The sequence below is a fragment of the Exiguobacterium sp. EA-TM-5 genome (assembly GCF_053878415.1).
The window spans coordinates 2215656-2239074 of record NZ_CM132670.1 but is presented as its reverse complement, the minus strand read 5'-3'; the positions used below and the strand labels follow the sequence as shown (position 1 = coordinate 2239074).

Sequence of the window (23419 nt, the reverse complement as noted above, 5' to 3'; positions counted from 1 at the left end):
TACGAATTGTGCTGTAAAAAGATTCAATTAATTTTAATAAAAAGTAAAAAAATATCCTTCTGAAGAGGGATACTTTATAAACGTATTATTTTTGAGCGATGTATTTCTTTTGATCAAAATCATATTTAAATTCAACGATTGTCCATTCATCACCCGTAGGATTTCGATACGAGTAGAGGAGCGATGTCTGTTTTTCTGGATACTCGACTGTACCTTCAACATAGATTTTTCCGATTTTAGAGTAATTTTCTTCATGATGATGCGTCATGACACCTAGCCCTTTACCAGAAAGAATTCGATCGAATTCAGCTATCGTCATGCCTGGTTTAAATTTCTTTCCTGGCAAGAGGCGCTTTTTCGAAGGCGTTTTAGGGGTGTATTCCTTTTCCGCAAGATATAACGTGTGACCTTCTTGTTTTGTCTTGAAAATCAGATGCATCCGATGTGAGAACCAATTATCGTCTTTTGCATCATAAGGATAAAGGGCAAAAGCATATAAAGTATGATCGTCCTCGATTTCACGCCAGGCGGCTTGTTGTGCGAGGGTCATGACGCCATGTTCTTTCTTTATGTATTTCTTATATGATTTTCCGTAGAGCGACTTTGCGACGTCTGTCGCGGTCATACCGAGTTTTAGTTTTTTGTACGACGTATATTCCTTTGTCGCTGCATCGACAGAATGAGGTGTGAAAACGGAACTAATCATAGCTAGGATAACCATAATAATGAAGAGTACTTTTAACTGGGTGAGATATGATTTTTTAGTACGTACCATCATGATCGTGTCTCCTTTGATGAGCTTATTAAAAACCGTGCGTTTCTTTTCGTTTGAGATACCAGAGTAGTCCTACGGTAATGCAAAAACCAATCGCGCCAATCATTCCTATGAAAAACAAACCGATGATTTAATCACCATAACTTCTTTGAAAAAAAGGATGAACCGAAAATCGCAGTAGTAATAATGCAAATATTGCGTAAATGACGAAGTACTTGGACTATCATGGATAACCTCTCTTTCCTAATCTTTCGTTCGACGGAGCTCTGTCGCAACAATCGAGTCCGCTGCAAATGTCACTTGAATCGTATCACCCGTTTGAATAGCAGCCATGTTATCCGTTTTTCCATATATAATCGTATCCCGCGTAATACGAATTTCCGTCAATGCATATTGCTCGTCCGGTTTTTGTACACTTGGAGCAACGAACAGCGTGTTACCGACAATCTGTTCGACGACGCTTGCATCGTTCTCTTTTGTACAGGCACCGAGCGTCATGCTAAACAATAGAATCAAAGCGAAAAGCCAACGATGTGTCTGCATGAACTAGGCACCCACTTTCGTCAGTTAATAGGGTTGGATGAAATCGTATTATTATATAAATTTTACCATTTATGAAACCGATTGATTCAAATCAAAAAAACTTTCTTTCTCTAGATTAACAAGGATTCAGAGGAGTATCGACGTATGATTAAGGTAATACCATCATGTCGATAAAAGGAGGAATTGCAATGAAAGCAGCGATTTGTACCCGTTACGGACCACCGGACGTCTTGCACATCAAAGAGGTACCACGTCCAGTTCCGAAATCGTCCGATTTGCTCATCAAAGTGTATGCATCTGCCGTCCATTCCGGAGATCGTCGCATGCGATCGCTTGATGTTCCGCTGTTAGGGAAACTTCCGATGCGTCTGGCTGTCGGTTTCAAGCGACCGCGACAACCGATTCTTGGCGTCGTTCTTGCCGGGGAAGTCGTCGAAATCGGTCAGGACGTCAAGCAGTTTAAAGTTGGCGACCGTGTCCATGCCTTAACCGGTTTTGGCTTCGGTGGATACGCGGAATACGCCTGTGTATCTGAGAAGCGTTGCTTGTCTAAAATCTCGCAGCATGCGTCTTACGCGGAAGCCGTTTGTCTCCCGTTCGGTGGTACGACGTCGCTCCATTTTTTCCGGAAACTCCAAATCGATCAGATGAAGACGATCTTGATTTACGGTGCGTCGGGCGCTGTCGGAACGGCTGCCGTTCAGATCGCCAAAGCAAAAGGGCTTCAAGTGACCGCAGTCTGTAGTGGACGAAATCTGGAGCGAGTCAAAGAACTCGGTGCCGATCATGTCATCGATTATACGAAGGACGGTTACGACGGCTTGTTGCTCAAATTTGATGCCGTTTTCGATGCATCTGGGAAGATCAATAAGACGCAAGCGAAACGACACGTCAAACAAAACGGTGCCTTTGCATCCGTCGCGGGGCAAGGTGTCGCTAAAGAACGGAAAGAAGATCTACGCTATTTAAATGAACTGTATGAAGCAGGACAGTTCAAACCGGTGATCGACCGCATCTATCCGCTCGATGAAATCGTCGAAGCCCATCGCTACGTGGACTCCGGACAAAAGTTCGGGAACGTCGTCATTTCAATAACAGATGAGTAATCCATCCAACCACCTGATACAGGTGGTTTTTTAATTGAACATCCAAAATATGTTAAAATAAAATCGTGTATTTTTAAGGATGGGGGATGATTGAAATCATGAAGCAACTGTTTGCGTTTGAGACAAAAACGAACTATGCCAAATATGAAGCGGTCACGGATCGCTTTCGTGCACGATTGGACGAGTATCAAACCGTCTTACGCGAGAAGTATCAACTGATCGATGAACCGAAAGGAATCGTCTGGACGTCAGCGGAACTCGCGACGACGGTATTTTCCGACATTCCAATTCCGGCATTTACGAACAAGGACTTGATTTACATCTCGCCAGACGTCGTAGAATGGCGGACATTATTTTTGTCGCAACTCGACGGAAAGAATGTACCGCACATCCGAGCGTTCTATGAGACGCTTGCTGAAGACCACGTCTTGACGATTGCTGGTCATGAACTGACCCATCACATAGACTTGTTCGTTGATGAGTTTGACGATGAACGGGAAGACGGAATCTGGTTTGAAGAGGGAATGTGTGAGTATCTTCCAAGAAAACACTTGTTGTCGGACGAAGCATTCAAGCAGATCACGGCAATCGAGACGGAACTCGTTGAGCTTTTTCAAGAAGAGTATGGAAATCGATCGATTGATCAATTTGGCAGTGCATCATATGCAGGTAGTCTATCGAGTATCATGTTTGATTATTGGCGGAGTTTTCTCGCAATCCACTACCTCATCGAGGAACGATATGACGGTGACATATTACGCGTTTTTGAAGCATACCGAAACTGGGATGAACAGGGGCGGATGGTGCCGCTATCGGAATACTTTAATCTTCAAACGATAAGTCGCTAAGCTTTGCTTGTAGTGGAGGAGGGCTTATGAGTCGTTATAGTGTGCTTTCGTTAACTGCATTCATCGGTTTTTGTCTCTTATTTTTTGTGATGAAGAGCGGAGTCAGTCTAAGAGGCATTGGACCTACCTATCTCTTACTTCTGTTTGTCATTCCGTTAGTAGGTGTGTACACAGGGTACAAAGCAAAGCATCGCTTACTCAGATGGCTATTCGTCAGTACCCATCTCATTACGTTGTGTATGATGTCCTATTTGCTGTTACTGGCATACGGTATTTCGGAGCCTTAAAAATGGATTAAATAAAAAGGTCAGCTGATTCTGTGTAACAAAGGAATCTTCTGACCTTGCATGTTATGTAGTGTAAAACAAGTTATTATCGCGAACTCTAGTTTCGCTTCGGCAAACTAGTCGTCGTGCCCATCTCAACGACTCGGTCGTCTCGAAGACGATACAGCAAGTACTCCTCTTTTTGGAGCCCTAGACCACGGACTTTTACGGCAATCTTATAGCGTTTTTCTTTATCGCGGTGTTTGTCGTCGTAAGCAGGGTGGAACGAGACGACGCGAGCTGGACCATACTTGTTTTCGACGTAGGTTTCGACTTGTGCACTGACATGCTGCTCGAATCGTTCATCGTAACGGACGTCTAAATAAAACAGCAGTCCACCTAGTACGAGGAAGACAATCAAAACATTGATTCCGATTTTTTTCAATTCATCACTTCCGATCGTTCCATCTCAATGAATCAAGAAAAAAGCTGTTACGGATGATCAGAAGACGATACATCATAACAGCGCTTGAATCATCCAATTAAAAATCAACACCGATTAATTTTAAAATACCATACATGATCAGCATGGCGAGAACTGTCGAACCACCAAAAGCAAATTGATACTTCACTGATTTGTTCATAATAAGTCCTCTCTTTCTATGACGATTGAAGGAATGATTTTAGATATCGACTCCAACTAATTTAAGAACGGCGATGATAGCGATAGCTGAGAGCGCAAAAGAACCAGCATAAGCAAGTTGTTTTTTCAAAGGAATCTCCTCCTCATGAAAGTATTACCATTATTATGTCATTAAAATAGATGTATGTAAAATTAATTCCAAATTATAATGCGATTTCTTAGCACGATGTTTCATGAAAGAAATGACAACATCCCTACTTCTCGTTTCGTCAAGAGAGTAGGGATGTTGTTTTTATGACCACCAATCAGGGGAACTGTAGCGCGTTAATAGATCTTTCTCAATGAATCGCTGCTTCACATAAGAGGTGACGTTTGGAAGTAAAGTGTCCATGTTAGCAGGATGAACCATGACCTCGATGGATGAACCGGGTGTAATCGAATCAAGGGTCGCAAACGAGACGCCCTCTCCATAAAACCGATCATTGAAGCGTTTCGTCAGCCAGAGATCCTGATGGTTCTCGTTCTCTGTAGCACGAAACATCGTTTGATATTCATTAGCGAGCTCAACGATGACGGAGTCGATTGCTGACCAGCCATGGATATGATGATGGCTGTCTAAATGGTGAAGCGGTAGACCAGTTGCAAGGAAAGCTTCAATCTGGGCTTTCCATTCCAGATAGACATCGTTAGGAGCTGGTGGTTGTTCGTCAACATAACGACTCGTGAAACGAAACGTTCCGTCCGTCTTCGTTAGCGACTGACTTGTCGACGCGAGCGGTTTTCCCCAAGAGAGCACGAGATGTACGCCGACATGAAGGTCCGAGTATTGTTGAGAAAGTCGGACAGCGTCATCGACCGCATGTCCGTTCATCATCATCGTCGTCGAATTGACTGGACCGTTGAGATGACTCTCAATGATGCCTTGGTTGATACCCGTCGTCAGACCAAAATCATCGGCATTGATGATCACACGTGTTTTACGCATGCGCCGTGCCGGTCAGGGAGAGTGCCTGATCAAGCACTTGATCTCCCTTCATCAATCCGTATGCCATATTGTCGATCACAGCAACCGGAACGTTAACTGCTGCGCGGATTTTGTTCTCGAGGTAGCGGACTTGAGGACCGATCAAGATGACGTCCATCGTCGTATGTTGCTTTAGTCGCGATTCGGGTACCGCTTCGATTGTTGCATCAAGACCTCGTGCTACGGCTTCCATACGCATTTTTTCTACTAAGATCGAAGTGGACATGCCTGCTGAGCAGACGAGTAAGATGTTCATTTCGTTTCCTCCAGTCGGTTAATTTTAGTGATCATGTCGATCATCTCAGTCGCCAGTTCCTTGACCGTCATCGCTGTCATCAGATGATCTTGAGCGTGGACGAGTAGGACGCTCATCTCGTTGCTGGTTCCTCGTGCTTCTTCTTGTAACAGTTCTGTCTGGAGCTTGTGTGCCTCAAGGAACGAGGTTTCAGCTTCTTCGAGCTTTTCCTTTACGAGTGCATCGTCACTGCGTTTAGCAGCGGAAAGCGCTTCAAACGCACTTGAGCGTGCATTTCCGGCATGTAGGATGATCATGAACGATAATTGTTGGATTGATTCTGTCTTCAACTGATTTTCTCTCCTTCGTGGATGCTGTCTTTATTTCGATTGATTTCGGCAGTCATGGCGCGTGCTCCTGCTACGACGAACGGGATATAGATCAACGTCGCGAGCGTCAAGTTAAACACCTGAAGCAGAACGCCGCGGATGCTACCACCGGTGACGAGATATCCGCTAATGATCGGTGGTGTCGTCCATGGAACGATGGCGACTGTCTTTGGAACCATCCCGGTCGATAGTGCGACATACGAAACTACCGTCAAGACGACCGGTGCGAGGATGAACGGAATCAGCATGACTGGATTGAGGACGATCGGCATGCCGAAGATGACCGGTTCGTTGATATTGAACAGACCGGCGGGTGCTGATAGCTTAGCAACTTGATGATAAGGATGATTGCGTTGTTTTCTTACGACGATGAAGATCGCAAGTAGCAGTGACAATGTCGTACCGGAGCCACCCATGAAGACGAACGCATCGAGGAACGGTTTCGTTACTGTATATGGCACGTCATAGGCGGAAGCACCAGCTTGGAAGGCAGCTAAGTTCTGTTCAATCAGTGGTAAGTAAATCGGCTCGATGACCGAACCGATGATGTTCGTACCGTGTAGACCAAAGAACCACAAGACATGGTTCAACAGGGCGATGATCAGACCAGCAGCGAGCGAATCACCGAAACCTTGAAGCGGTTGTTGGATTGCCTTAAAGATAACCTCAAAGATGCTGAGCTCGAGTTTCACTTGGATGAACAACTGGATCGCAGCAACGACCGTCAAGATGATCATCGAAGGAATCAATGCTTGGAACGATCGGGTGACACCACCGGGCACACCCTCCGGCATCCTGATTGTCAGCTTCGTATGGATGAGAAGGCGGAAAGCTTCCGTCACGAGGAGCGAGACGATGATGGCGACGAATAAGCCTTGTGCGCCGAGCCAAGCGAAGCTGAGTCCCCAGTCCTTCGTGACCGGAACGAGCATGACGTAAGAAGCGATCGATAGGATACCGGCGGCGAGACCGTCGATATCGTAGGACGGTGCCAAGTTATAGGCAATCGAGAAGGCGACCAGTAAGCCGAGAATCGCGAAGGACGCATTCCAAATGTTGCCGCCGAGCCGTTGCCAACTACCTTCACCAAAAGCAGCATTCATCGAGCCGACGAAATCGAGCGACCAGCTACCGAGCTGGATGGCAGGGAAATTATTGATTAGAATCGCGAGTGAACCGACGATGATGAGCGGTATGACGGAGACAAAGCCGTCACGGATGGCGACGAGATGGCGCTGGGAACCAATCCGTCCAGCGATTTCAATGAACTTGTTCATGAGAGAACCTCCTTAAGTTGGAATTGGGGTAAGTAAGGATGATGCGCGCGGAACAGTTCTTCGAGTAAGGCGTCGATCCGTTTTTCGTCTTGGATCAAGGGATTCATAAGGGCAGCGAGATAGGCGTCCTCGTACTTTCCGGAGACGGCTGCTTGAATCACCAGTTCTTCGAACGTCTTCAAGTTCGTGATTAGTCCACGGACGGGGAGTGGTAAGCTACCGATCGAAAGCGGTCGCGGTCCGGCTTTTGTGATCACGGCATTGACCTCGATGACCGCATCTTCCGGTAAGTCACGGATCGTCCCTTGATTCAGCGTATTGACGGTCTGGATATCACCACGGTCGTTATAAAGCGAGTCCATCAAATTACACGCCGCATCCGAGTAGTACGCTCCACCGCGTTGCTCAAGTTCCTTCGGTTTTACGTTGAGCGATTCGTCTCGGTATTGTTCGAATAGTCGGCGCTCGACTTCTTGAACGACTTCAGCGCGTGTCCCGTTCTCTTCGTAAGCTTGTCGATCTTTTGCGAGCACGTCACGCGTTTGGAAATAATATTGATGGTACGGGTTTGGCAACAGCTTGATTGAATTCAGGAATGAGTCCGACCACCCGAGTCCAACGATATTCGCAGGCGAGTAGTCGTTTCCATGACTTAAGGCAGTAAGAACGTCTTCCGTCCGATCGATACCATTCACCGTGACATGTCGACCAAAGATGAAGTGATTCAATCCGATGAATTCGATTGAGACATGCTCAACGGGGGCGTGTAGGATTTCAGCGACAGAGTTTCGCATGTTGAACGGGATGTTGCAGACACCGATCACTTTCTGATGCTTGGAATGTTTTAAAAGTGCCTCGGTCACGATGCCAGCTGGATTCGTGAAATTGATCAACCAGGCGTCGGGACAAAGTTCCGCCATCTCGTCTGCGAGTTCGAGTAAGACGGGAATCGTCCGGAACGCCTTGAACATACCGCCAGCACCATTCGTTTCTTGACCGATGAAGCCGTGCTTGAGTGGGATGCGCTCGTCAAGCGCCCGTGCCGAGAGACCCCCGACACGGATTTGTGTCGAGACGAAGTCGGCTCCCCGAAGAGCTTCTCTTCGATCGAGCGTCCAACGAAGTGTGATCTTCACGTTAGACTTGTCAATCATACGTTGTGCGAGTTTACCAACAATTTCGAGCTTTTCTTTTCCGTCCTCGATATCGACGAGAACGACCTCGTCGACCGGAAAGGAATGGTGACGCAAAATGAAACCTTCGATGATTTCCGGTGTATAGCTGGAGCCTCCACCGATGATGACGACCTTGAGTGGCATGTTGTTAATTCCTCCTCATGAAAGCGATTTCTTTTTGTTGTAACAAATGTAACAAATAATACAATTTAGAGCAATATAAAAATACAAATAATACAAATAAAGATTTGTATTTGCATTTGTATGATGTCTGTATCACAATAAAGGCACAAAGGATTTGAGGAAGAGGTGGCGGTATGTCGCAATCGACGTTACAGACGGCAATCAAAGAAGAATTGCTGTCGCGGATCAAGAGAGGATATTACGAAGAAGGGAAGAAATTCCCGACGGAGTATGTGCTCTGTGAAGAGTTCGATGTCAGTCGGACGACGGTCCGGGGAGCATTGAACCAGCTGACGCTTGAAGGATACTTGATCCGACAGCAAGGGCGTGGAACGTTCGTCGCTGGCAAGAAAGTGCGACAGACCTTGTCACATACGCCAAACAACTACGCTGCACAGTTGGCGGTACAAGGAAAGCGGGGCGAGGTGTCGCTGATCCAATTATCCGTCGTCTCAGCGACCGATGTCTTGACGGAAGTCTTTGCAGTGGAGGAACAAGCACCAATCCAGAAGATTGAACGGATTCGTCATGCTGACGGCGAACCGACACAATATGAAATCTCATTCATCCCGTGGTCGATTGCTCCAGGAATCACGAAGGAACAAGCGGAGCATTCGTTGTTCGATACGTTAGCAAAAGTCTTCGATATCCAGGTGGCGAAAACGACGGAGTCACTCGAAATCGTCCTAGCAGATGAAGCGATCAGTAGTCATCTGAACTGTCCAGTCAATGCACCATGTTTCTATATCGAGACGGTGACAGAGGATCAAGCGGGACAGATCATCGAGTATTCGCGTTCCTACTTCCGTGGGGATAAGACGAATTTCGTGATTGAGCGTTCGTATCGTTAAATTGAATAGCGTTGTTGCCGAGAAAAGCGAAAAAAGGTTGAATCCATTCACACATCGAAATGGATTCAACCTTTTTTGACGTCATGAGTTTGTTCCAACTTACATCATGCTGAGTAAAAGCTGAGGGTGATGGTCATGTAACAAATCGTCTTGAATATAACGATGATAGGTCAATGACGAATCGTTCAAATGATAGAGAGCCAGCTGTCGACTCTCGAAGTCCACTTCTTCTATGTAGACAAGTTCAGATATACTCCCGGATGGATGAGCTTGACGCATGACTAAAGGAGTCCGTTCCCGTAAAGCAATGAATAACATGACTTCCGTTTGATAGGTATTAGGAACGGAAGACTCATGGTGAAGAGTGATAGATGAATCGATTAAAAGGCAAATAAGTGGGTTCATGGTGTTTAACGACGCAGGATGGGTCATTTCTTTTTGAAGGTGCTGCATGATGGACCTCCTTGTAATAAGAACGTATGTTCATATTATGCGGTTTAGATCCATTTTTGGCAATCATATTTGAGGTGAATCGTTTATGCCCGTTCAAAAAATTTGAATAGAGTGTTCTATACGACTTCTATTGTGAACAATCGGGATATTCTATTCAAAGGAGGGTACGGAAACTTTTATATATCTTGAGATAACCGGATCATATCCGTGCACTGGATTCCGTTTTCGATAATGTCCGCTTCGTAGTGCTTCAAGAAGAAATTCATGTCGACTCCGACGATTCGGAATCCACATTTTTGGTAAAGCGCCAACTGACCAATGCTTGAATTGCCTGTACCGATTTCGATGGTCGCATATCCCATCGTTTGTGCTGTGGTAATAGCATGTTGCAAAAGATATTTTCCGACACCTTTTCCTTGATGCATCTCAGCAACTGAGATATTTACGATTTCAATCGTTTGCGGTCTTGTCGGAAGAAGTACATATACACCGATTAGTTGATCATTTCTTTCAGCAACGAAACAATGACCTCTTTTTAAATAGGTCTCAACTATTTTCGGAGAGGGGTCCGCTACTAGCAAGAGCTCCATTGGGGATTTCTCATGAACGGACAATTGACGGATATTTATATTCATACCTGTAAACTCCTTCTTTATGTTTTATGATGGTCGAACTTCATACAGAACTCAATAAATTTTGACGCTTACATTAGTAAATGCTAATATGACAATAACATATTAGCAATACCGAATATGAAAAGGAGTGAACACTTTTGGAACAATTACTCGATCCACTCGATGTGAAAGTCCGTGTCGTCCACGGCTTCTCTAATAAAACGCGCTTACAAATCTTAGAAAGCTTAGCGGAAGGGGAAAAGACGGTCACGGAAATCGTTACAGCGGTGCAAGGAAATCAGTCGAATATCTCGCAACACCTCGCTTGTTTAAAAGGATGTGGCTTAATCCAAAAGCGGACACAAGGGAAATTCAGCTACTATTCTTTACGAAACGAAACGGTTCGGGATCTCTTACGGTTGTTCGGGGATTTGACGTTCGAAATCGGACGCGAATCCGCTTGTTGTGAGCATCATATCGAGGGGGAATGATCGATGGCGAGTTCATGTTGTGATGGTAACGACTCCAAGAAAAACGAAACGACGCATTCAGAGAACATGGCTTGCTGTAGTTCAAATACTATACCGATTGACAACCCTGCAGGAAAGAAGGAAGAGAGTTGCTGTAGCGCTGCTTCATCCGAAGTGGCGGGAACTGCATTACGCAACGTACCGGATACAGAACCTCAAAAGACTGAAGATAGTTGTTGTGGTACGAAGCTAAGTCGAACAGCCGATCAAACGCCATCACTTGACGCTGAGACGTTGCGAACGTACTCATCCACTTCGAGCTATTGTATCGAGGGAATGGATTGCCCATCCTGCGCTGCAACGCTTGAAAAAGGACTCACCACGATTCCGAACTATCAAAAGGTGTCTGTCAATTATGGTGCCGGACGATTGAAGATCGAGAGTGACGAGGAGCTTGATGTGCGTCAACTGGAGATAGAAGTCAAAAAGCTTGGCTTTCAATTAGTTGTTCCTGTTCGAGAAAAATCTATGATGGAGACGTTCACCGTATCGGGAATGGACTGTAGCAGTTGCGCGCAGACGATCGAGCAACATTTTCGAAATATTGCGGACGTACAGACTGTCACGGTCTCCTTTTCGCGGGGGGAAATGGATATTGCACATCAGCTAGATGCGAGAACTGTACAACAGGAGTTGCATAAGATTGGCTTTGATGGACAAGTGAAAGGTAAGAGATCTGAGACGACTGCGAAACGATCGTTTGATGGCAGCGCAATAGGGATGTCTGGCCTGCTTATCGGCATAGGGCTCGTGCTTCAACTAGTTGATGTCTCCTATCTTCCGAATGTATTCTACGGCATTGCCTTATTGATGAGTGGATGGAAGGTGTTCCGAAGTGCTTATTATGGTCTACGTGCTCGATCGCTTGATATGAACGTCTTGATGAGTGTCGCAGCAATCGGAGCAGCACTTATCGGAGAGTGGTTGGAAGGGGCGACGGTTCTATTCCTCTTCGCGATCGGCAACCTGCTTCAAAACCATTCACTTGCCCGGACGCGGAACTCCATCCGGACATTGGTCGAACTTTCGCCTAAAGAAGCGTTGGTCATAACGTCATCGGGTGTCATTCGTCGACTAATTGAAACAGTACGTGCTGGAGAGAAACTCCGGATTCGACCAGGAGATCAGGTGGCACTAGACGGCGTGATCGTCAAAGGAAGGACGACGATTAATCAAGCACCGATCACGGGTGAGTCGATTCCAATCGATAAAAGAGAAGGGGATCAAGTATTCGCTGGAACCCTGAATATAGACGGCGCATTCGACATGATCGTCGAGAAGACATATGAAGAAACGACACTTGCAAGCATTATTGAACTCGTCGAGGAGGCGCAGGACAATAAGGCGCCAAGTGAAGCGTTCATTGATCGTTTTGCCAAAATCTATACGCCATTCGTCTTTTTGGGAGCAATCTTGATCATGATTATTCCGCCAGTCCTTCAACTAGGTAGTTGGGGAGAATGGTTCTACAAAGGACTTGAGTTAATCGTCATCGCGTGTCCTTGTGCGCTCGTCATCTCAACGCCCGTCGCGATCGTGACTGCCATCGGAAATGCTGCTCGAAATGGTGTCTTGATCAAGGGAGGAGTTTTCCTCGAGCAAGCTGGAAAAATCGAGGTAGTCGCTTTTGACAAGACGGGAACACTAACAAAGGGCGAACCGGTCGTGCAAGAATTTCAAGTGTTTTTCGGTGAGGGAGATCAGGCGTTACGCATGGCGAGTTCCCTTGAGCGGCATTCAAATCACCCCTTAGCGAATGCAATCGTAGCGTTCGCGACGAAAGAGGGTGTGTCACCGATCGAGGCAGATACGATAATGAATCGTGTCGGTAACGGTGTGACCGGCGAATTTGGTCGCTCGACGTATCATATCGGTGGAACGAAGTGGCTTAGTGAGATGAGGTATGATATCGATACGCTAGACGTGGACATCTTGAAGCTTGAGCAACAAGGATATACAGTCGTATGGCTTGCCGATGAGACACATCTACTAGCAATGTTCTGCCTTTCGGATGCGATTAGAGAAGAAAGCGTCGAAGCGTTGCATCGTTTGAAGGACAAAGTGGGAATCAAACGACTCGTCATGGTGACAGGTGACAATGAAGGGGCGGCTACGCATGTCAGTCGAACACTTCCACTCGATGAAGTCCATTCGCAACTCTTGCCGCAGGATAAAGTTCATGTCATTGACCATTTGAAAAAACAGCAGCTCTGGACAGCAATGGTCGGGGACGGCATCAATGACGCACCAGCGTTCGTCACGGCGGATTTGAGCATTGCAATGGGAGGAGCTGGAACGGATACGGCTCTTGAGACGGCAGATATCGTCTTAATGGCAGACAATTTAAAAAAGCTTCCGTACACGTTTGATTTGAGTAAAGCTACCTTGACGATCATCAAGCAAAACATCGCGTTCTCGATTTTGATTAAAGTTGTTGCGATGTCGCTTGTCTTCCCAGGATGGTTAACGTTATGGATGGCAGTTCTCAGCGATACAGGCGCTGCCGTACTCGTGACCTTGAACGCACTCCGTTTACTCAAACAACGTAAGATATGACTCTAGATACGTTCTAATCACTCATAAAATTGAAAAACACCTTACTTTCGAGCGATGTAGTGAAAGTAAGGTGTTTTTGTTGAGTGTTGTAAACGTATTAAGTATCACTTTTAAGATACGTAAAGAGATGGAATTCGGAATGAACGGATTTCTTTGATGCGTCAAGGACACGTTCCTTCCTTCCTTTCTTTCTGTTCAGCTGATCTAGTCATCAGAATCTGGAGATCGCTCGCTAAAAAGATGCGTATTCATTACATGATTAATAAAAGAGGTGTACACTGGAAATACAAGGTAAGAACATGAATGGGAGAGTGGATCGCATGCGGTTATCGGTCGCGATGGATTATGGTATCAGTACGATTGTCTACATTGGGCTGGAATCCAAGTCATCTCGACAAAATAAGTCAAAATACGTAACGGTCGAGGAAATCAGTAGAGAGTGCGAGTTTTCTAAAAATCATTTGATAAAGATCGTTCATTTACTAGGAAAATCGGATATCTTGCATACCATTCGAGGTCGACGTGGTGGAATCGTACTCGGGAAACCGCTCGCTGATATTTCTTTGAATGAAGTCATTCAATTATTTCAAAATGAGGAAAAAAGAATGAATGGAGGCAGATTTCAAACGGATGTTCGCACGGTGATCGAGGCTCCTTTGCTCAGAGCTCGCCAAAACTATCAGGATACGCTGAAGCAAACTTCCTTTGAAGATCTCGTGAATCAGATGGAATCTAAAAGAACGGAAAAGTAAATCGATTTGGGCGCAACATGCATTATCCACCAAGGTAGTGTGGATGGTGCATGTTATCTTGAGCGAGAGTAGCTGCCTATCTCATCCTTCTTCCTCGTTATCACGAATCACAGTGTGATACCATACACGATTTCTTCCTCTTCGTTTTGCTTCATAAAGTGCTTGATCGGCATCCTGCATGAGGTCGAGCAGGCTTTCTGTTCCGGTAAAGTCTTGTTCGTGATATGCCACGCCAATCGATACGGTAATACCCACCAATCGCGTCCCTTCCACTTGATAGTCATGATTCTCACTCGCTACTCGCACACGTTCCGCAAGAGTGCATGATGTGGACATTTGTGTATCTGGACAAATGATGATGAACTCCTCACCGCCATAACGACCAATAATGATCGGAGCAGGGCACTGTTCGCTCAGCAATCTACTGATTTGACGAAGAATGGCATCACCTTGATCATGTCCATGCGTATCATTAATCCGTTTGAAATGATCCACATCGAGCATTAGGATGGAGAATGGATTGCGTGTCTTCACCAAGTCTCGAATCGACTCCTCGAGTTTTCGACGATTATACAGACCAGTCAAGGTATCAATCCCAGCATCTTGGCACGCTTGATGGTAGCGCGCATACTGCGCACGTATCATCTCAAGGCACACATGAATCAGGCTACCTGCTACAAAGTTGATCAGTATGAACCGAATGGCGTTCGTTTCGTTCAGATGAGAAGTCGATTCCATGAAGTAGATGAGAGGGAGCGGTATGAGGAGACTCGTAGCAAGAAGCACAAAAAAACTGATGGACTGAGCAATCATTCTTTTTTTTAAGAACACGATGCCATAAAAAATAAGACCGTACGTCAAGATATAACCAAGTACATGCCAAATATCAGTAGTTTGAAAAAGATAGATACCTTGACTGAATTGCAAACAGAATAGCGTAATGAGACCTACTTGATATCCGCCATAATACAGACTGGTCATTAAAAATAAGAAAGTTAAATCAATAGGAAACCCTTCAATGTCAATGGTTTTAAGTAGGAGCCAGACACTTGCTGCCATCGTGAAACAGACGAGAAGAAAAAGGTGGCGCATGCCATGCGCGATACGTTTGCTTGAACCGAACCAGTGAAAGAAAAAGGCACTAGAAATTAGAATTAACAGAAGGGACGATACGCTGACGATGAATTGATCCATAGCATGTAGCATCGGAAAATTCCTTTCGTGAGGAACCGTTGATGAGGAAAGACTCATTTGTTGAGCATTATTACAGCGAACTTTACTAGAGTAGGCAAAAGGCATGAGAAACAAAAGAAGTGTTGCATCGTAAGCTTCAAAGACGACAAGATGAAATACTGCAGTAATTCCATAATCAATGTAGAAAATTTATATGTTTAAGCGTTAAGTATACGATATCAAGCGATATTTCACTATCTATTTTTTGATTGTTCCGATTTCGGTTTTATCGTTTGAGTGTGATCCATGACGCAGATAAAAAGTGATATCTTTTTCAAAAGGTATCACTTTTTATCAAAATTAGGCGAGAATACTCCCACTTCTAAACAACAAGGACGTAGTCCGAATGAAAGTGAAAGAGGAATTACCATCTGTCCTTTCGAATATTCTATCTTTCAAGGCACTGAAAATCATGTTGACACACAAGTTTAAAGTAGGTTTTCGATTGGCTAAAGTCTCAATCGTTATCCCAATGTGCTTGATAATCCATAATATATTGACGAAGAGAAATCGGTGCTGTTCCTGTCACTTCTCGAAACTGGTGATTCGTCCGCTTAGTGAGTCCAAGGCTGATCGGGAGGTGCAACATGATCACTTCATTAACGTAACTCTTAGGATATCCTTTTTGAATCATTTTCATCTGGAAGAAAGGGATCGAAGGATTCGTGTAGCAGATTCTTTTACCCAGTAAAAGGGTCATCAGACTCGCTACTTCATGAAAGCCAAACATCTCTTCACCATGCAACGTATACACACGATTGAAGTGAGCAGCAGGGTGTTCCAGACAATGGATGACGAATGTAGCGATATCTCGGATATCGATCATGCTCGTCTTCCCGAGACCAGCAGGAGTGATGACTTGTTGATGAAATCGGATGTCATCGCGCATGAATAAATTTAAGTTCTGCATATAGTATCCGGGACGGATAATCGTAAAGGGGATACCCGTCTCTTGAATGATTTTCTCAATCGTGTGATGAGGTGTCAGAGGAAAAATTGGAACATCCTTGAACGAAAGATAGACAATGTGCCGCACTGAAGTGAATCGCAAATAACGCAAGAATAAATGAAACTTTCGTGTTGATACTTGCGACGGATACATCAAGAAAAGTTGATCGATGCCTTCTAACGCTGGAGCAAATGTTGAGATATCGGAGTAATCCAGATGACGGTATTGAAAGGCATTGCCGAACTTCTCAGAAGCGGTGGCTGGATCAACTACAGCGGCATGAAATGGGATATGTTGCTTCATCATCGCATGACCGACAGCCAGACCGACATTTCCTGTGAATCCGGTTACTAAAATTGTCATACATAAAGTCCTTCCTATACTCTTGACGAATGGATGGTCGATGAGAAGCGCTTCGGACGAATCATATCATGAGGTTCTAAAGAAAAAGTGAGGTGGTAAATCGTCCGTTAATTGTTGAATCGTGGTGTGATTGAGCGTATTAAAAAACGAGATCAGTGCAGCATCGCATAGTTGATCTAACGCATGCAACTGATAACGGGTGGTCGGGTGGACGAGAGGATGCTCGAACAACGCGACGACCTCTCCGACGCGGATGGTTTGACTGAGTGCAAGAAGTTCAACCCCTCCTTCCCGACCAGCATGGGTCTGTAAGAGACCTGCCTTTCTTAAAATTGAAATGGTCTTCGTGAGATGCTCGTAAGAGATGTCACATTGAAAAGAGATGTCCTTTGTCTTCACATAATCGCCTCTTCGCGTCATCGATTTTGATGTGTGTGCTAAAAAAAGTAAGGTTAGTAAGCCATGTTCCGTAGCAAGTTTCAGTCTCACGGTGACATCTCCTTTCATTTTCGATGACTTAAAGATTAGACAATTAGGAGGCAATACCGTGTCATGGAGGAAAAGGGTGCCTTCGTCATATAGACGTGCGTGTAGGAGTCATCAAACGTAATCAGAGCAGAGATGAGATGTGCCCGTATATAACGACAGGAAAGGCTTCGCCGTTGCGGCGTGATCAATTCATCTCTTCTTGAGTCGAAGTCGAGCAGTAGTTGCAAGGGATACTCTGTGAAAATCGTCACCTGACAACGAATGCCAAGACGTTGGTAATAATCGACGATACATTTCTGGACAAATAATGCCCGTTCATGAGTAATCATACGCTTTGCCCTCCACTTCGTTTCCCCAGTGGGACAGATAGTCTTTAATATATTGACGAAGCGTGATCGGATGATTGCCAATCAGTTCCATGAAGTGGTTATCTGTCTCATCGGCCAGACCTAATAGGATCGGCACATGCAGTTTGATGATGTCATTGGTCTCCTCATTCGTCCATCCATGTTGGATCATAAAAGAACGGAAAAACTGGATCGATGGATTCGTATACATGATATCTGTCTCGAGTTCTTCCCCAAGAAGGCTAGCGATGTCATAAAAATTGTAGGCCTCTTCTCCGCTGATGGTATACATTTTATTGAGATGAGTAGCCGGGTTCTCTAGACAGGTCATCACGACAGTTGCCACGTCACGGGCATCAATCATGCTAGTCTTACCGATGCCAGCGGGTGCAAAGAGATGCGCATGATCTCGTAACATATCTCGCATGAACATGTTTAAGTGCTGCATGTAGTAGCTAGGGCGTATGATCGTATAGGGAATGTCGGTCTGACGAATGACGACTTCAATGCGATGATGAGGTGTAAACGGGAGTGATAGCGCGTCTTTGGCTGAGAGGTATACGATGTGTTGCAGAGCAGTCTGTCGGAGGTAATGAATAAAATATTCGAATGTTTCCAAGTCTGCGTTTGCAGGAAATTCGAGAAAGATTTGATCGCATCCGGCAAGTGCTTCTACGAACGTGGAGGCATCTTGGACATCGAAACGCCGGAAGTCGAAATGCGCTCCATATAATTCGGAAACGGCTTGTGGATCGGATACTCCGATGCAAAAGGGTTGTTCTTCCATGCGCATGCGTTGGCTGATGAGTTGACCTATTGGTGAAGAAAAGTCCGAAATAAAAATCATGGGAAGGTTCCTTTCCTCTCTTAGATGAACGGGGCATCGCTGATGACGGAAAGTAAAACTGGTAAGTACAATACTTATATTAGTTAAATAATACCCTAACTCTCTAACGAATACCGGATAAACGAGAATTCTTTCTGAAAACATAATGATAGCTTCCATTTATTCATTTTAAATCCTTAATAGGCAAATATAAATAATGGTAAATCCTTTTTTTACATAAAAAATTTTATATAACTTTTGAAGATGTTCGATATGTAAGGACATATACCAAACCTCCTGAAAGTAGCGATGTAACGTTTTTTTCGTATCTGCAAAGTAATACGTTCCTAGTTAGATGCCGTATTTTCTTCTCTACTTGTCCTTTTTATATCACTTCATTATCTTGAGGAGACGTGGACAGTTCTTATTGGGATGATTCTCTATCCAGTTCTTAACTACCTTGAAGAAATCTATTGGGTCTTTCGGAAACCTTCGCGATAAACAACAAGCTATCTTGACACTAATCAGGATAGCTTGTTGTTTATCGTTCATAGATTATTTGTCTACTAAGATAACCTTCTATTTCTTGCAATAATCTCGATTCAACTTCTTAGGTTAGTGTCTGCTTTTTCTCAGTAGTCTTTTCTTTTGTCCGATCCACTCCAAACAAGATGCTTGCTTGAACCTTTTTTGATTTGTTCCATTGCAGGGATGTAAATATTTTTATTGCATGTTCCAGCGTTTTGCATGTTCTTGGATGGACTCCATCATTCCTCGTATGCTTGCAGAGATCCACTTATCTTTATGGATAGCTAGATACGTAGCGATTGAAGACTGATCATGTGTTACTTCAATTCCTTCAAAGAGACCGTTCTGTAGTTCCTCCTTGACTGAAAACTTCGGGACTAATGACACGCCTAATCCATGCTTTACACAGTGTTTAATAGACTCGATACTTTGAAACTCCAGACTTTCTTCTATCTCCATTTGAGTGATTTCAATATACTCGTCGAAAACGGACTTGTAACTACACCTTAGATCGGAATATAAAGCTGTTTTGGGTAGCGCCATGTCGTTAGGACGAATAAACATCATTTGTTCCTTCACTAGCTCTTCAATCTTTAAGTTAGGATGTCCCCAGTCTTCTCGTTCCAAAAGTAAGGCAATATCAATTTCTCCAGATTGAAGAACTTGTGCGACATCATAGTTTTCTAACGACTTTATTTTCAGTTTTACTTTAGGGTACTTCTCCTTGAACTCAATGAGAAGTGGCGGTAAACGACAGATTGTTAATGATTCTGAAATTCCTATCGTCAACAGACCTTTTGGCTCTTCGTCGATTGTTAATGATTCGTTGTATAACTGAATCATTTGAGAGGCATAGGGGAAGAATTGTGTTCCGAAATGGGTTAACATCACTTTTTTACCTAATCGATCGAATAGCTGGTTTCCTAATTCAGATTCTAGTTCTTTTATATGAGTAGTAATTGATGATTGTGAATATCCAAGATGTTGCGCAGATTTATTGAAGCTTCCTTTCTCAACGATAGTGATGAACGAGAGTAGCTGTCGTAATTCCATTGATAATCTCCTCCAGATGATTCAATAAAATCGAACGTTATCTTCAAAACTTTCAATTTTACTAAATCATACGTCTAAGTTAGACTAAATTTCAATTGAAAAGTGGAGGAGGAGTAGGAAATGAATAAAGATTTGTTGTTTGATGTTTCAAAAATTAAAGGAGTATCTTTAAAAAATAAAGTGGGTATGGCTCCAATGACTCGGATAAGCGCTACAGAAGAGGGGTTAGTAACGAACAGAATGGTCCGATATTATCGTTCTTTTGCAAAGGGTGGATTTGGTTTGATTCTTACGGAGGGGACATACATCGATATGGAGCATAGCCAAACCTATCACTATCAACCTGGTATTGCTTCTGAAGAACAAGCGAATGAATGGAAGCACGTTGTTGATGCTGTTCATGCTGAAGGCGGCAAAATCGTCATTCAGTTGCAACATACGGGTCCGCTGTCACAAGGGAATCGATTTACTCAAGGTACGGTAGCGCCATCATCCGTTCAACCTAAAGGTGAACAATTAAAATTTTATCTAGGTGAAGGCCACTTCAACGTTCCACGAGAACTGAAATATGAAGAGATGATGAGAGTGAAACAGAATTTTGTCGAAGCAGCTAAACGTGCTAAGGCTATCGGATTTGATGGTGTCGAATTACACGGTGCAAATGGATATTTACTCGATTCATTTCTGACAGAATATACGAATGTTCGAGTCGATGAATATGGTGGGAACACGGAGAATCGCGTCCGTTATTTAGTTGAAATTGCTGAAGCGGTAAAGAGTGCTGTTTCATCAGAAGACTTTATCGTCGGAATGAGAATCTCACAGTCGAAGGTAAACGATTATATGTACAAATGGTCTGGTAAAAAAGAGGACGCTAAAATCATTTTTGAACAGTTAGGCGTATCGGGATTAGATTACCTTCACATTACTGAGTTTGAAGCGTGGCAACCCGCTTTCGAAGGATCTACAGCCTCTCTTGTATCGCTTGCTAAAGAGTATAGTCAGCTACCGATTATTGCGAATGGACAACTGGATCAAGTCAATCGAGCCATAGACATGATTGAGTCTGGCGACGCGGACATAGTAGCAATCGGTAAGGGGGCACTCGCGAATCATGATTGGATAAAAAAGGTTCAGCATGACATTGAATTGGCTCTATTCGATCAAGAGGCGATATTACATCCCATTGCCGATATTAAAGACTTTGAAATAGAGTGATGATTATTTAACAATATTATAAAACGATACCCATCTGATACTACTGAAACAAACGGAAAAGCGTATGTCTTCATCCAAAAAAATAGACCAAATCGTTCCACGAGAGACAACCAAAGGTGAAAACTTATTATGTAATTCCTACGACTTGAAGGGAGTCACTGAGAAATCATCATTGGCGTTCAAACGTTTCTTATTCGAGTGTGTCGGCTGGGTATATATGTGAAATCTTGATTGGAAAGAGCTGCGGTCGGTCGAAGAACCCTCTTTGTTGACGAATTCACCGCAATCGTTTGTTCCCGTGTTCATCATGCATGGTAATACGGCATACTTCGAGCCGCAAGACAAATATCTAACAAAACAACTAGAGGCGAATAACGATGTAACACAAATGTTCTATCCGATTTAAGAAGGAGAGTTAGGGGATGGATATCAGTTCGATATGTCACTAAACGCTTCAAGACACACGTTCGAAGCTCTGATCGATTTTTTTAAAACGAACGGAGTAAGGAAGATGAGAGGAATAGAGAAAGGGATTGGGTAATCCGGATACTGTACCGGATTACCCGATCCCTTTTTTGATGAATCAAACTATCGCTTCTTATTTAAAAGAAAAAGCGTTTATTTCGTGTAACGTCACGTTTTTTCCATTTGTAATCGTATAGGAGAGCTTTCCATCTTGATAGACGGGAACGGATACCAACTCTTCAAAGTCCGTCAGAGGAGCGACCGTCTTTGCTTTTAAATCCGCGTACATCAATTGATTGATGCCTTCGCGGAAGAGGACTTGTGTGTTCGAGAGGAAACGAATGCCGTCGATCGTCGTCTGGGCACTCGAAGCGGAATAGTTCAACGTCTTTTTGTCCAATCCGATTGGCTGGAACATGGCGTCGCCTTCTGTGCCGAGAGCGAAATAGGTGCCGCTACGACTGAAATCAATCAATCCGGACAATTCTTTTTTATACGCACCGTCCAAAGTCTCAAGCACTCGGACGTTCTTTCCGTTTTTGTAGTGAGACGTGTATAAGGTCACGCCGTCATCGCTATCGCGGTGTTCGTACGTGAATAGACCATCTGGAGTCTTTCCTATTTTTAAGATGAAGGACTGGAGTGGCGTGATCTTTCCGGTTTTTAAGGAATAGGTCTTTAACGTGGAAACCGTTTTTTGTTCAGTCGCCTCCTGCGTGATCCAGGACGCACGAGTTGACGTGACATCAATATGCGGCGGTGACGTATCGAAGCGACTTTCACCGGCATCAAGCGTCTTCACCTGATTCGTCGTAATCTTCAGTTGACGAATCGACCATTTCACACCGGTCTTTGTCGGCTGTTCCGTTTCGACCCATAGTAAAAACTCACCTGTACCAGTCATCATCGGGATTTCATTCTTCGTCGCACGGACGATTTTGTTATGTTGCCGTTTCGTATCGTATGTATAGATGACGCTCTTGTTTTCTTGTAGATCAAAGTAGAAGATCTGGTTTTGATAAGAATACTGTGGATCGATCGAGACACGGTGTTTGCTCAGCAAAGAAGAGAGATCGTACGTTTTCGTTTGACCTAACGTGACGCGTTCCGATTGCTTCTCTAATTCGAGGGGTTGTTGGTTCTTGGTTTCGGTCGCTGCTTTTTTTGTGGAAGTGTTTACTTGTTCAGGTGACGCGACATTTTTTTGCGCTACAAGAGGTGTCGCTTGTTCTTCCATCATGGAACAACCCGCTGTCGTCCAAATGACGGTCGAGAGACAAAAGACGGATGCGAATCGCTGTAATTTCATATCAGTTAGCTCCTTCAAAAGTTTTCGGAAACGTAAGTCATTGCTGTACATCATGTGGAGAGGGACTCGGACGACGGGTTTGAAGAAACACGAGATACCACCACTTTAATGTGTAGGCGAACAAGAAGACACACATCCATGCCCACGATCGCAGTGTCGTCAATCCTTCGTAAAAATGTCTGAATTCTGTAATGTCGAGACGATACATGGAGTTCCAAATGAATAATGCATACATGAAAAGTATTGCTAAAATCGCTCGAATCGATGCTTTTCTCAAGGATGGATGCTTGATTGCAACGAAGGTTGCACTGATAAATGTGATGAAAAAGAAAGCGTAGCACAATCCCCACACCCACATGTCATTGGTTGGTCCCAATTTGATGACCTCCTTTTAACTTGTCAACGGATTTTGCAAACAA

General features: G+C 44.2%; 26 protein-coding genes. 8 read left to right on the top strand and 18 right to left on the bottom strand.

Features of this window, described 5'->3' with window-relative positions; genetic code table 11:
* Positions 1 to 85 precede the first annotated feature (85 nt).
* Positions 86 to 778: a hypothetical protein gene (locus tag ACV3PA_RS11815; RefSeq protein WP_456124874.1), complete on the bottom strand. Its 693-nt coding sequence runs from the start codon at positions 776 to 778 to the stop codon at positions 86 to 88.
* A gap of 240 nt (positions 779 to 1018) precedes the next feature.
* Positions 1019 to 1318 (bottom strand): hypothetical protein, encoded by a 300-nt coding sequence (locus ACV3PA_RS11810; RefSeq protein ID WP_456124873.1) that lies wholly within the window; start codon positions 1316 to 1318, stop codon positions 1019 to 1021.
* Between the two features lie 188 nt (positions 1319 to 1506).
* On the opposite strand from ACV3PA_RS11810, the gene ACV3PA_RS11805 reads away from it, so the two are divergent.
* The 3 genes from ACV3PA_RS11805 (at position 1507) to ACV3PA_RS11795 (ending at position 3559) form a co-directional block, all read left to right on the top strand.
* Positions 1507 to 2424: an NAD(P)-dependent alcohol dehydrogenase gene (locus tag ACV3PA_RS11805; RefSeq protein ID WP_456124872.1), complete on the top strand. Its 918-nt coding sequence runs from the start codon at positions 1507 to 1509 to the stop codon at positions 2422 to 2424.
* A gap of 86 nt (positions 2425 to 2510) precedes the next feature.
* Positions 2511 to 3272, top strand: a complete 762-nt coding sequence (locus ACV3PA_RS11800; protein WP_456124871.1) for a hypothetical protein — start codon at positions 2511 to 2513, stop codon at positions 3270 to 3272.
* A gap of 26 nt (positions 3273 to 3298) precedes the next feature.
* Positions 3299 to 3559 carry a hypothetical protein gene (locus ACV3PA_RS11795; RefSeq protein ID WP_456124870.1) on the top strand — a complete coding sequence of 87 codons (261 nt, stop codon included), beginning with the start codon at positions 3299 to 3301 and terminating at the stop codon, positions 3557 to 3559.
* Between the two features lie 97 nt (positions 3560 to 3656).
* Here the strand turns inward: ACV3PA_RS11795 and ACV3PA_RS11790 are convergent, their stop codons facing one another.
* The 6 genes from ACV3PA_RS11790 to ACV3PA_RS11765 all read right to left on the bottom strand — a co-directional run bounded on the left by ACV3PA_RS11790 (position 3657) and on the right by ACV3PA_RS11765 (position 8425).
* On the bottom strand, positions 3657 to 3983 hold the full coding sequence (locus ACV3PA_RS11790) for a hypothetical protein (protein WP_456124869.1): 327 nt from the start codon (positions 3981 to 3983) through the stop codon (positions 3657 to 3659).
* 490 nt (positions 3984 to 4473) lie between these two features.
* A complete protein-coding gene (chbG, locus tag ACV3PA_RS11785) occupies positions 4474 to 5166 on the bottom strand; it encodes a chitin disaccharide deacetylase (RefSeq protein ID WP_456124868.1) in 693 nt (230 codons plus the stop codon).
* Complete coding sequence (locus tag ACV3PA_RS11780) at positions 5159 to 5461, bottom strand: PTS sugar transporter subunit IIB (protein WP_456124867.1); 303 nt, start codon at positions 5459 to 5461, stop codon at positions 5159 to 5161. Before ACV3PA_RS11780 ends, chbG begins: the two co-directional genes overlap by 8 nt.
* Positions 5458 to 5757, bottom strand: coding sequence for a PTS sugar transporter subunit IIA (locus ACV3PA_RS11775; RefSeq protein ID WP_456125970.1), 300 nt, complete (start codon positions 5755 to 5757; stop codon positions 5458 to 5460). Before ACV3PA_RS11775 ends, ACV3PA_RS11780 begins: the two co-directional genes overlap by 4 nt.
* 29 nt (positions 5758 to 5786) lie before the next feature.
* A complete protein-coding gene (locus ACV3PA_RS11770) occupies positions 5787 to 7106 on the bottom strand; it encodes a PTS sugar transporter subunit IIC (RefSeq protein ID WP_456124866.1) in 1320 nt (439 codons plus the stop codon).
* A complete protein-coding gene (locus ACV3PA_RS11765; RefSeq protein ID WP_456124865.1) occupies positions 7103 to 8425 on the bottom strand; it encodes a 6-phospho-beta-glucosidase in 1323 nt (440 codons plus the stop codon). Before ACV3PA_RS11765 ends, ACV3PA_RS11770 begins: the two co-directional genes overlap by 4 nt.
* A 173-nt stretch (positions 8426 to 8598) precedes the next feature.
* On the opposite strand from ACV3PA_RS11765, the gene ACV3PA_RS11760 reads away from it, so the two are divergent.
* On the top strand, positions 8599 to 9315 hold the full coding sequence (locus tag ACV3PA_RS11760; protein WP_456124864.1) for a GntR family transcriptional regulator: 717 nt from the start codon (positions 8599 to 8601) through the stop codon (positions 9313 to 9315).
* Between the two features lie 99 nt (positions 9316 to 9414).
* Here the strand turns inward: ACV3PA_RS11760 and ACV3PA_RS11755 are convergent, their stop codons facing one another.
* Both ACV3PA_RS11755 and ACV3PA_RS11750 read right to left on the bottom strand, forming a co-directional pair.
* Positions 9415 to 9768, bottom strand: a complete 354-nt coding sequence (locus tag ACV3PA_RS11755) for a hypothetical protein (protein ID WP_456124863.1) — start codon at positions 9766 to 9768, stop codon at positions 9415 to 9417.
* A 176-nt stretch (positions 9769 to 9944) separates the two neighbouring features.
* A complete protein-coding gene (locus ACV3PA_RS11750) occupies positions 9945 to 10397 on the bottom strand; it encodes a GNAT family N-acetyltransferase (RefSeq protein WP_456125969.1) in 453 nt (150 codons plus the stop codon).
* Between the two features lie 143 nt (positions 10398 to 10540).
* On the opposite strand from ACV3PA_RS11750, the gene ACV3PA_RS11745 reads away from it, so the two are divergent.
* The 3 genes from ACV3PA_RS11745 (at position 10541) to ACV3PA_RS11735 (ending at position 14220) form a co-directional block, all read left to right on the top strand.
* Positions 10541 to 10873, top strand: a complete 333-nt coding sequence (locus tag ACV3PA_RS11745; RefSeq protein ID WP_456124862.1) for an ArsR/SmtB family transcription factor — start codon at positions 10541 to 10543, stop codon at positions 10871 to 10873.
* Between the two features lie 3 nt (positions 10874 to 10876).
* Positions 10877 to 13468: a heavy metal translocating P-type ATPase gene (locus ACV3PA_RS11740; protein WP_456124861.1), complete on the top strand. Its 2592-nt coding sequence runs from the start codon at positions 10877 to 10879 to the stop codon at positions 13466 to 13468.
* A gap of 320 nt (positions 13469 to 13788) precedes the next feature.
* Entirely contained in the window at positions 13789 to 14220 is a 432-nt protein-coding gene (locus tag ACV3PA_RS11735; protein WP_268025444.1) for an RrF2 family transcriptional regulator, read from the top strand.
* Between the two features lie 81 nt (positions 14221 to 14301).
* On the opposite strand, the gene ACV3PA_RS11730 is transcribed toward ACV3PA_RS11735, so the two are convergent.
* From ACV3PA_RS11730 to ACV3PA_RS11705, 6 genes are all read right to left on the bottom strand, one after another.
* Positions 14302 to 15426, bottom strand: a complete 1125-nt coding sequence (locus ACV3PA_RS11730) for a GGDEF domain-containing protein (protein ID WP_456124860.1) — start codon at positions 15424 to 15426, stop codon at positions 14302 to 14304.
* Between the two features lie 484 nt (positions 15427 to 15910).
* Positions 15911 to 16765, bottom strand: a complete 855-nt coding sequence (locus ACV3PA_RS11725; protein WP_456124859.1) for an NmrA family NAD(P)-binding protein — start codon at positions 16763 to 16765, stop codon at positions 15911 to 15913.
* A 66-nt stretch (positions 16766 to 16831) separates the two neighbouring features.
* A complete protein-coding gene (locus ACV3PA_RS11720; protein ID WP_456124858.1) occupies positions 16832 to 17254 on the bottom strand; it encodes an RrF2 family transcriptional regulator in 423 nt (140 codons plus the stop codon).
* Positions 17255 to 17289: 35 nt separating this feature from the next.
* Entirely contained in the window at positions 17290 to 17583 is a 294-nt protein-coding gene (locus ACV3PA_RS11715) for a hypothetical protein (RefSeq protein WP_456124857.1), read from the bottom strand.
* The gene (locus tag ACV3PA_RS11710; protein ID WP_456124856.1) at positions 17570 to 18448 is read right to left on the bottom strand and encodes an NmrA family NAD(P)-binding protein; all 879 of its coding nucleotides are present in this window, start codon (positions 18446 to 18448) and stop codon (positions 17570 to 17572) included. The genes ACV3PA_RS11715 and ACV3PA_RS11710 overlap by 14 nt, the downstream gene beginning before the upstream one ends.
* Before the next feature lie 702 nt (positions 18449 to 19150).
* Positions 19151 to 20008, bottom strand: a complete 858-nt coding sequence (locus ACV3PA_RS11705; protein WP_268025432.1) for a LysR family transcriptional regulator — start codon at positions 20006 to 20008, stop codon at positions 19151 to 19153.
* A 120-nt stretch (positions 20009 to 20128) separates the two neighbouring features.
* On the opposite strand from ACV3PA_RS11705, the gene ACV3PA_RS11700 reads away from it, so the two are divergent.
* Positions 20129 to 21226, top strand: coding sequence for an oxidoreductase (locus ACV3PA_RS11700; protein ID WP_456124855.1), 1098 nt, complete (start codon positions 20129 to 20131; stop codon positions 21224 to 21226).
* 598 nt (positions 21227 to 21824) lie between these two features.
* Here the strand turns inward: ACV3PA_RS11700 and ACV3PA_RS11695 are convergent.
* Together ACV3PA_RS11695 and ACV3PA_RS11690 are read right to left on the bottom strand one after the other, a co-directional pair.
* Entirely contained in the window at positions 21825 to 23000 is a 1176-nt protein-coding gene (locus ACV3PA_RS11695; protein ID WP_456124854.1) for a hypothetical protein, read from the bottom strand.
* Between the two features lie 37 nt (positions 23001 to 23037).
* Complete coding sequence (locus ACV3PA_RS11690) at positions 23038 to 23376, bottom strand: hypothetical protein (protein ID WP_456124853.1); 339 nt, start codon at positions 23374 to 23376, stop codon at positions 23038 to 23040.
* Positions 23377 to 23419: the final 43 nt, after the last annotated feature.

Coding starts and splice junctions, on each gene's coding strand:
- ACV3PA_RS11815 (WP_456124874.1), bottom strand. CDS start 778: ATGATGGTACGTACTAAAAAATCATATCTCACCCAGTTAAAAGTACTC.
- ACV3PA_RS11810 (WP_456124873.1), bottom strand. CDS start 1,318: ATGCAGACACATCGTTGGCTTTTCGCTTTGATTCTATTGTTTAGCATG.
- ACV3PA_RS11805 (WP_456124872.1), top strand. CDS start 1,507: ATGAAAGCAGCGATTTGTACCCGTTACGGACCACCGGACGTCTTGCAC.
- ACV3PA_RS11800 (WP_456124871.1), top strand. CDS start 2,511: ATGATTGAAATCATGAAGCAACTGTTTGCGTTTGAGACAAAAACGAAC.
- ACV3PA_RS11795 (WP_456124870.1), top strand. CDS start 3,299: ATGAGTCGTTATAGTGTGCTTTCGTTAACTGCATTCATCGGTTTTTGT.
- chbG (WP_456124868.1), bottom strand. CDS start 5,166: ATGCGTAAAACACGTGTGATCATCAATGCCGATGATTTTGGTCTGACG.
- ACV3PA_RS11780 (WP_456124867.1), bottom strand. CDS start 5,461: ATGAACATCTTACTCGTCTGCTCAGCAGGCATGTCCACTTCGATCTTA.
- ACV3PA_RS11775 (WP_456125970.1), bottom strand. CDS start 5,757: ATGATCATCCTACATGCCGGAAATGCACGCTCAAGTGCGTTTGAAGCG.
- ACV3PA_RS11770 (WP_456124866.1), bottom strand. CDS start 7,106: ATGAACAAGTTCATTGAAATCGCTGGACGGATTGGTTCCCAGCGCCAT.
- ACV3PA_RS11765 (WP_456124865.1), bottom strand. CDS start 8,425: ATGCCACTCAAGGTCGTCATCATCGGTGGAGGCTCCAGCTATACACCG.
- ACV3PA_RS11760 (WP_456124864.1), top strand. CDS start 8,599: ATGTCGCAATCGACGTTACAGACGGCAATCAAAGAAGAATTGCTGTCG.
- ACV3PA_RS11755 (WP_456124863.1), bottom strand. CDS start 9,768: ATGCAGCACCTTCAAAAAGAAATGACCCATCCTGCGTCGTTAAACACC.
- ACV3PA_RS11740 (WP_456124861.1), top strand. CDS start 10,877: ATGGCGAGTTCATGTTGTGATGGTAACGACTCCAAGAAAAACGAAACG.
- ACV3PA_RS11735 (WP_268025444.1), top strand. CDS start 13,789: ATGCGGTTATCGGTCGCGATGGATTATGGTATCAGTACGATTGTCTAC.
- ACV3PA_RS11730 (WP_456124860.1), bottom strand. CDS start 15,426: ATGCTACATGCTATGGATCAATTCATCGTCAGCGTATCGTCCCTTCTG.
- ACV3PA_RS11725 (WP_456124859.1), bottom strand. CDS start 16,765: ATGACAATTTTAGTAACCGGATTCACAGGAAATGTCGGTCTGGCTGTC.
- ACV3PA_RS11715 (WP_456124857.1), bottom strand. CDS start 17,583: ATGATTACTCATGAACGGGCATTATTTGTCCAGAAATGTATCGTCGAT.
- ACV3PA_RS11710 (WP_456124856.1), bottom strand. CDS start 18,448: ATGATTTTTATTTCGGACTTTTCTTCACCAATAGGTCAACTCATCAGC.
- ACV3PA_RS11705 (WP_268025432.1), bottom strand. CDS start 20,008: ATGGAATTACGACAGCTACTCTCGTTCATCACTATCGTTGAGAAAGGA.
- ACV3PA_RS11700 (WP_456124855.1), top strand. CDS start 20,129: ATGAATAAAGATTTGTTGTTTGATGTTTCAAAAATTAAAGGAGTATCT.
- ACV3PA_RS11695 (WP_456124854.1), bottom strand. CDS start 23,000: ATGAAATTACAGCGATTCGCATCCGTCTTTTGTCTCTCGACCGTCATT.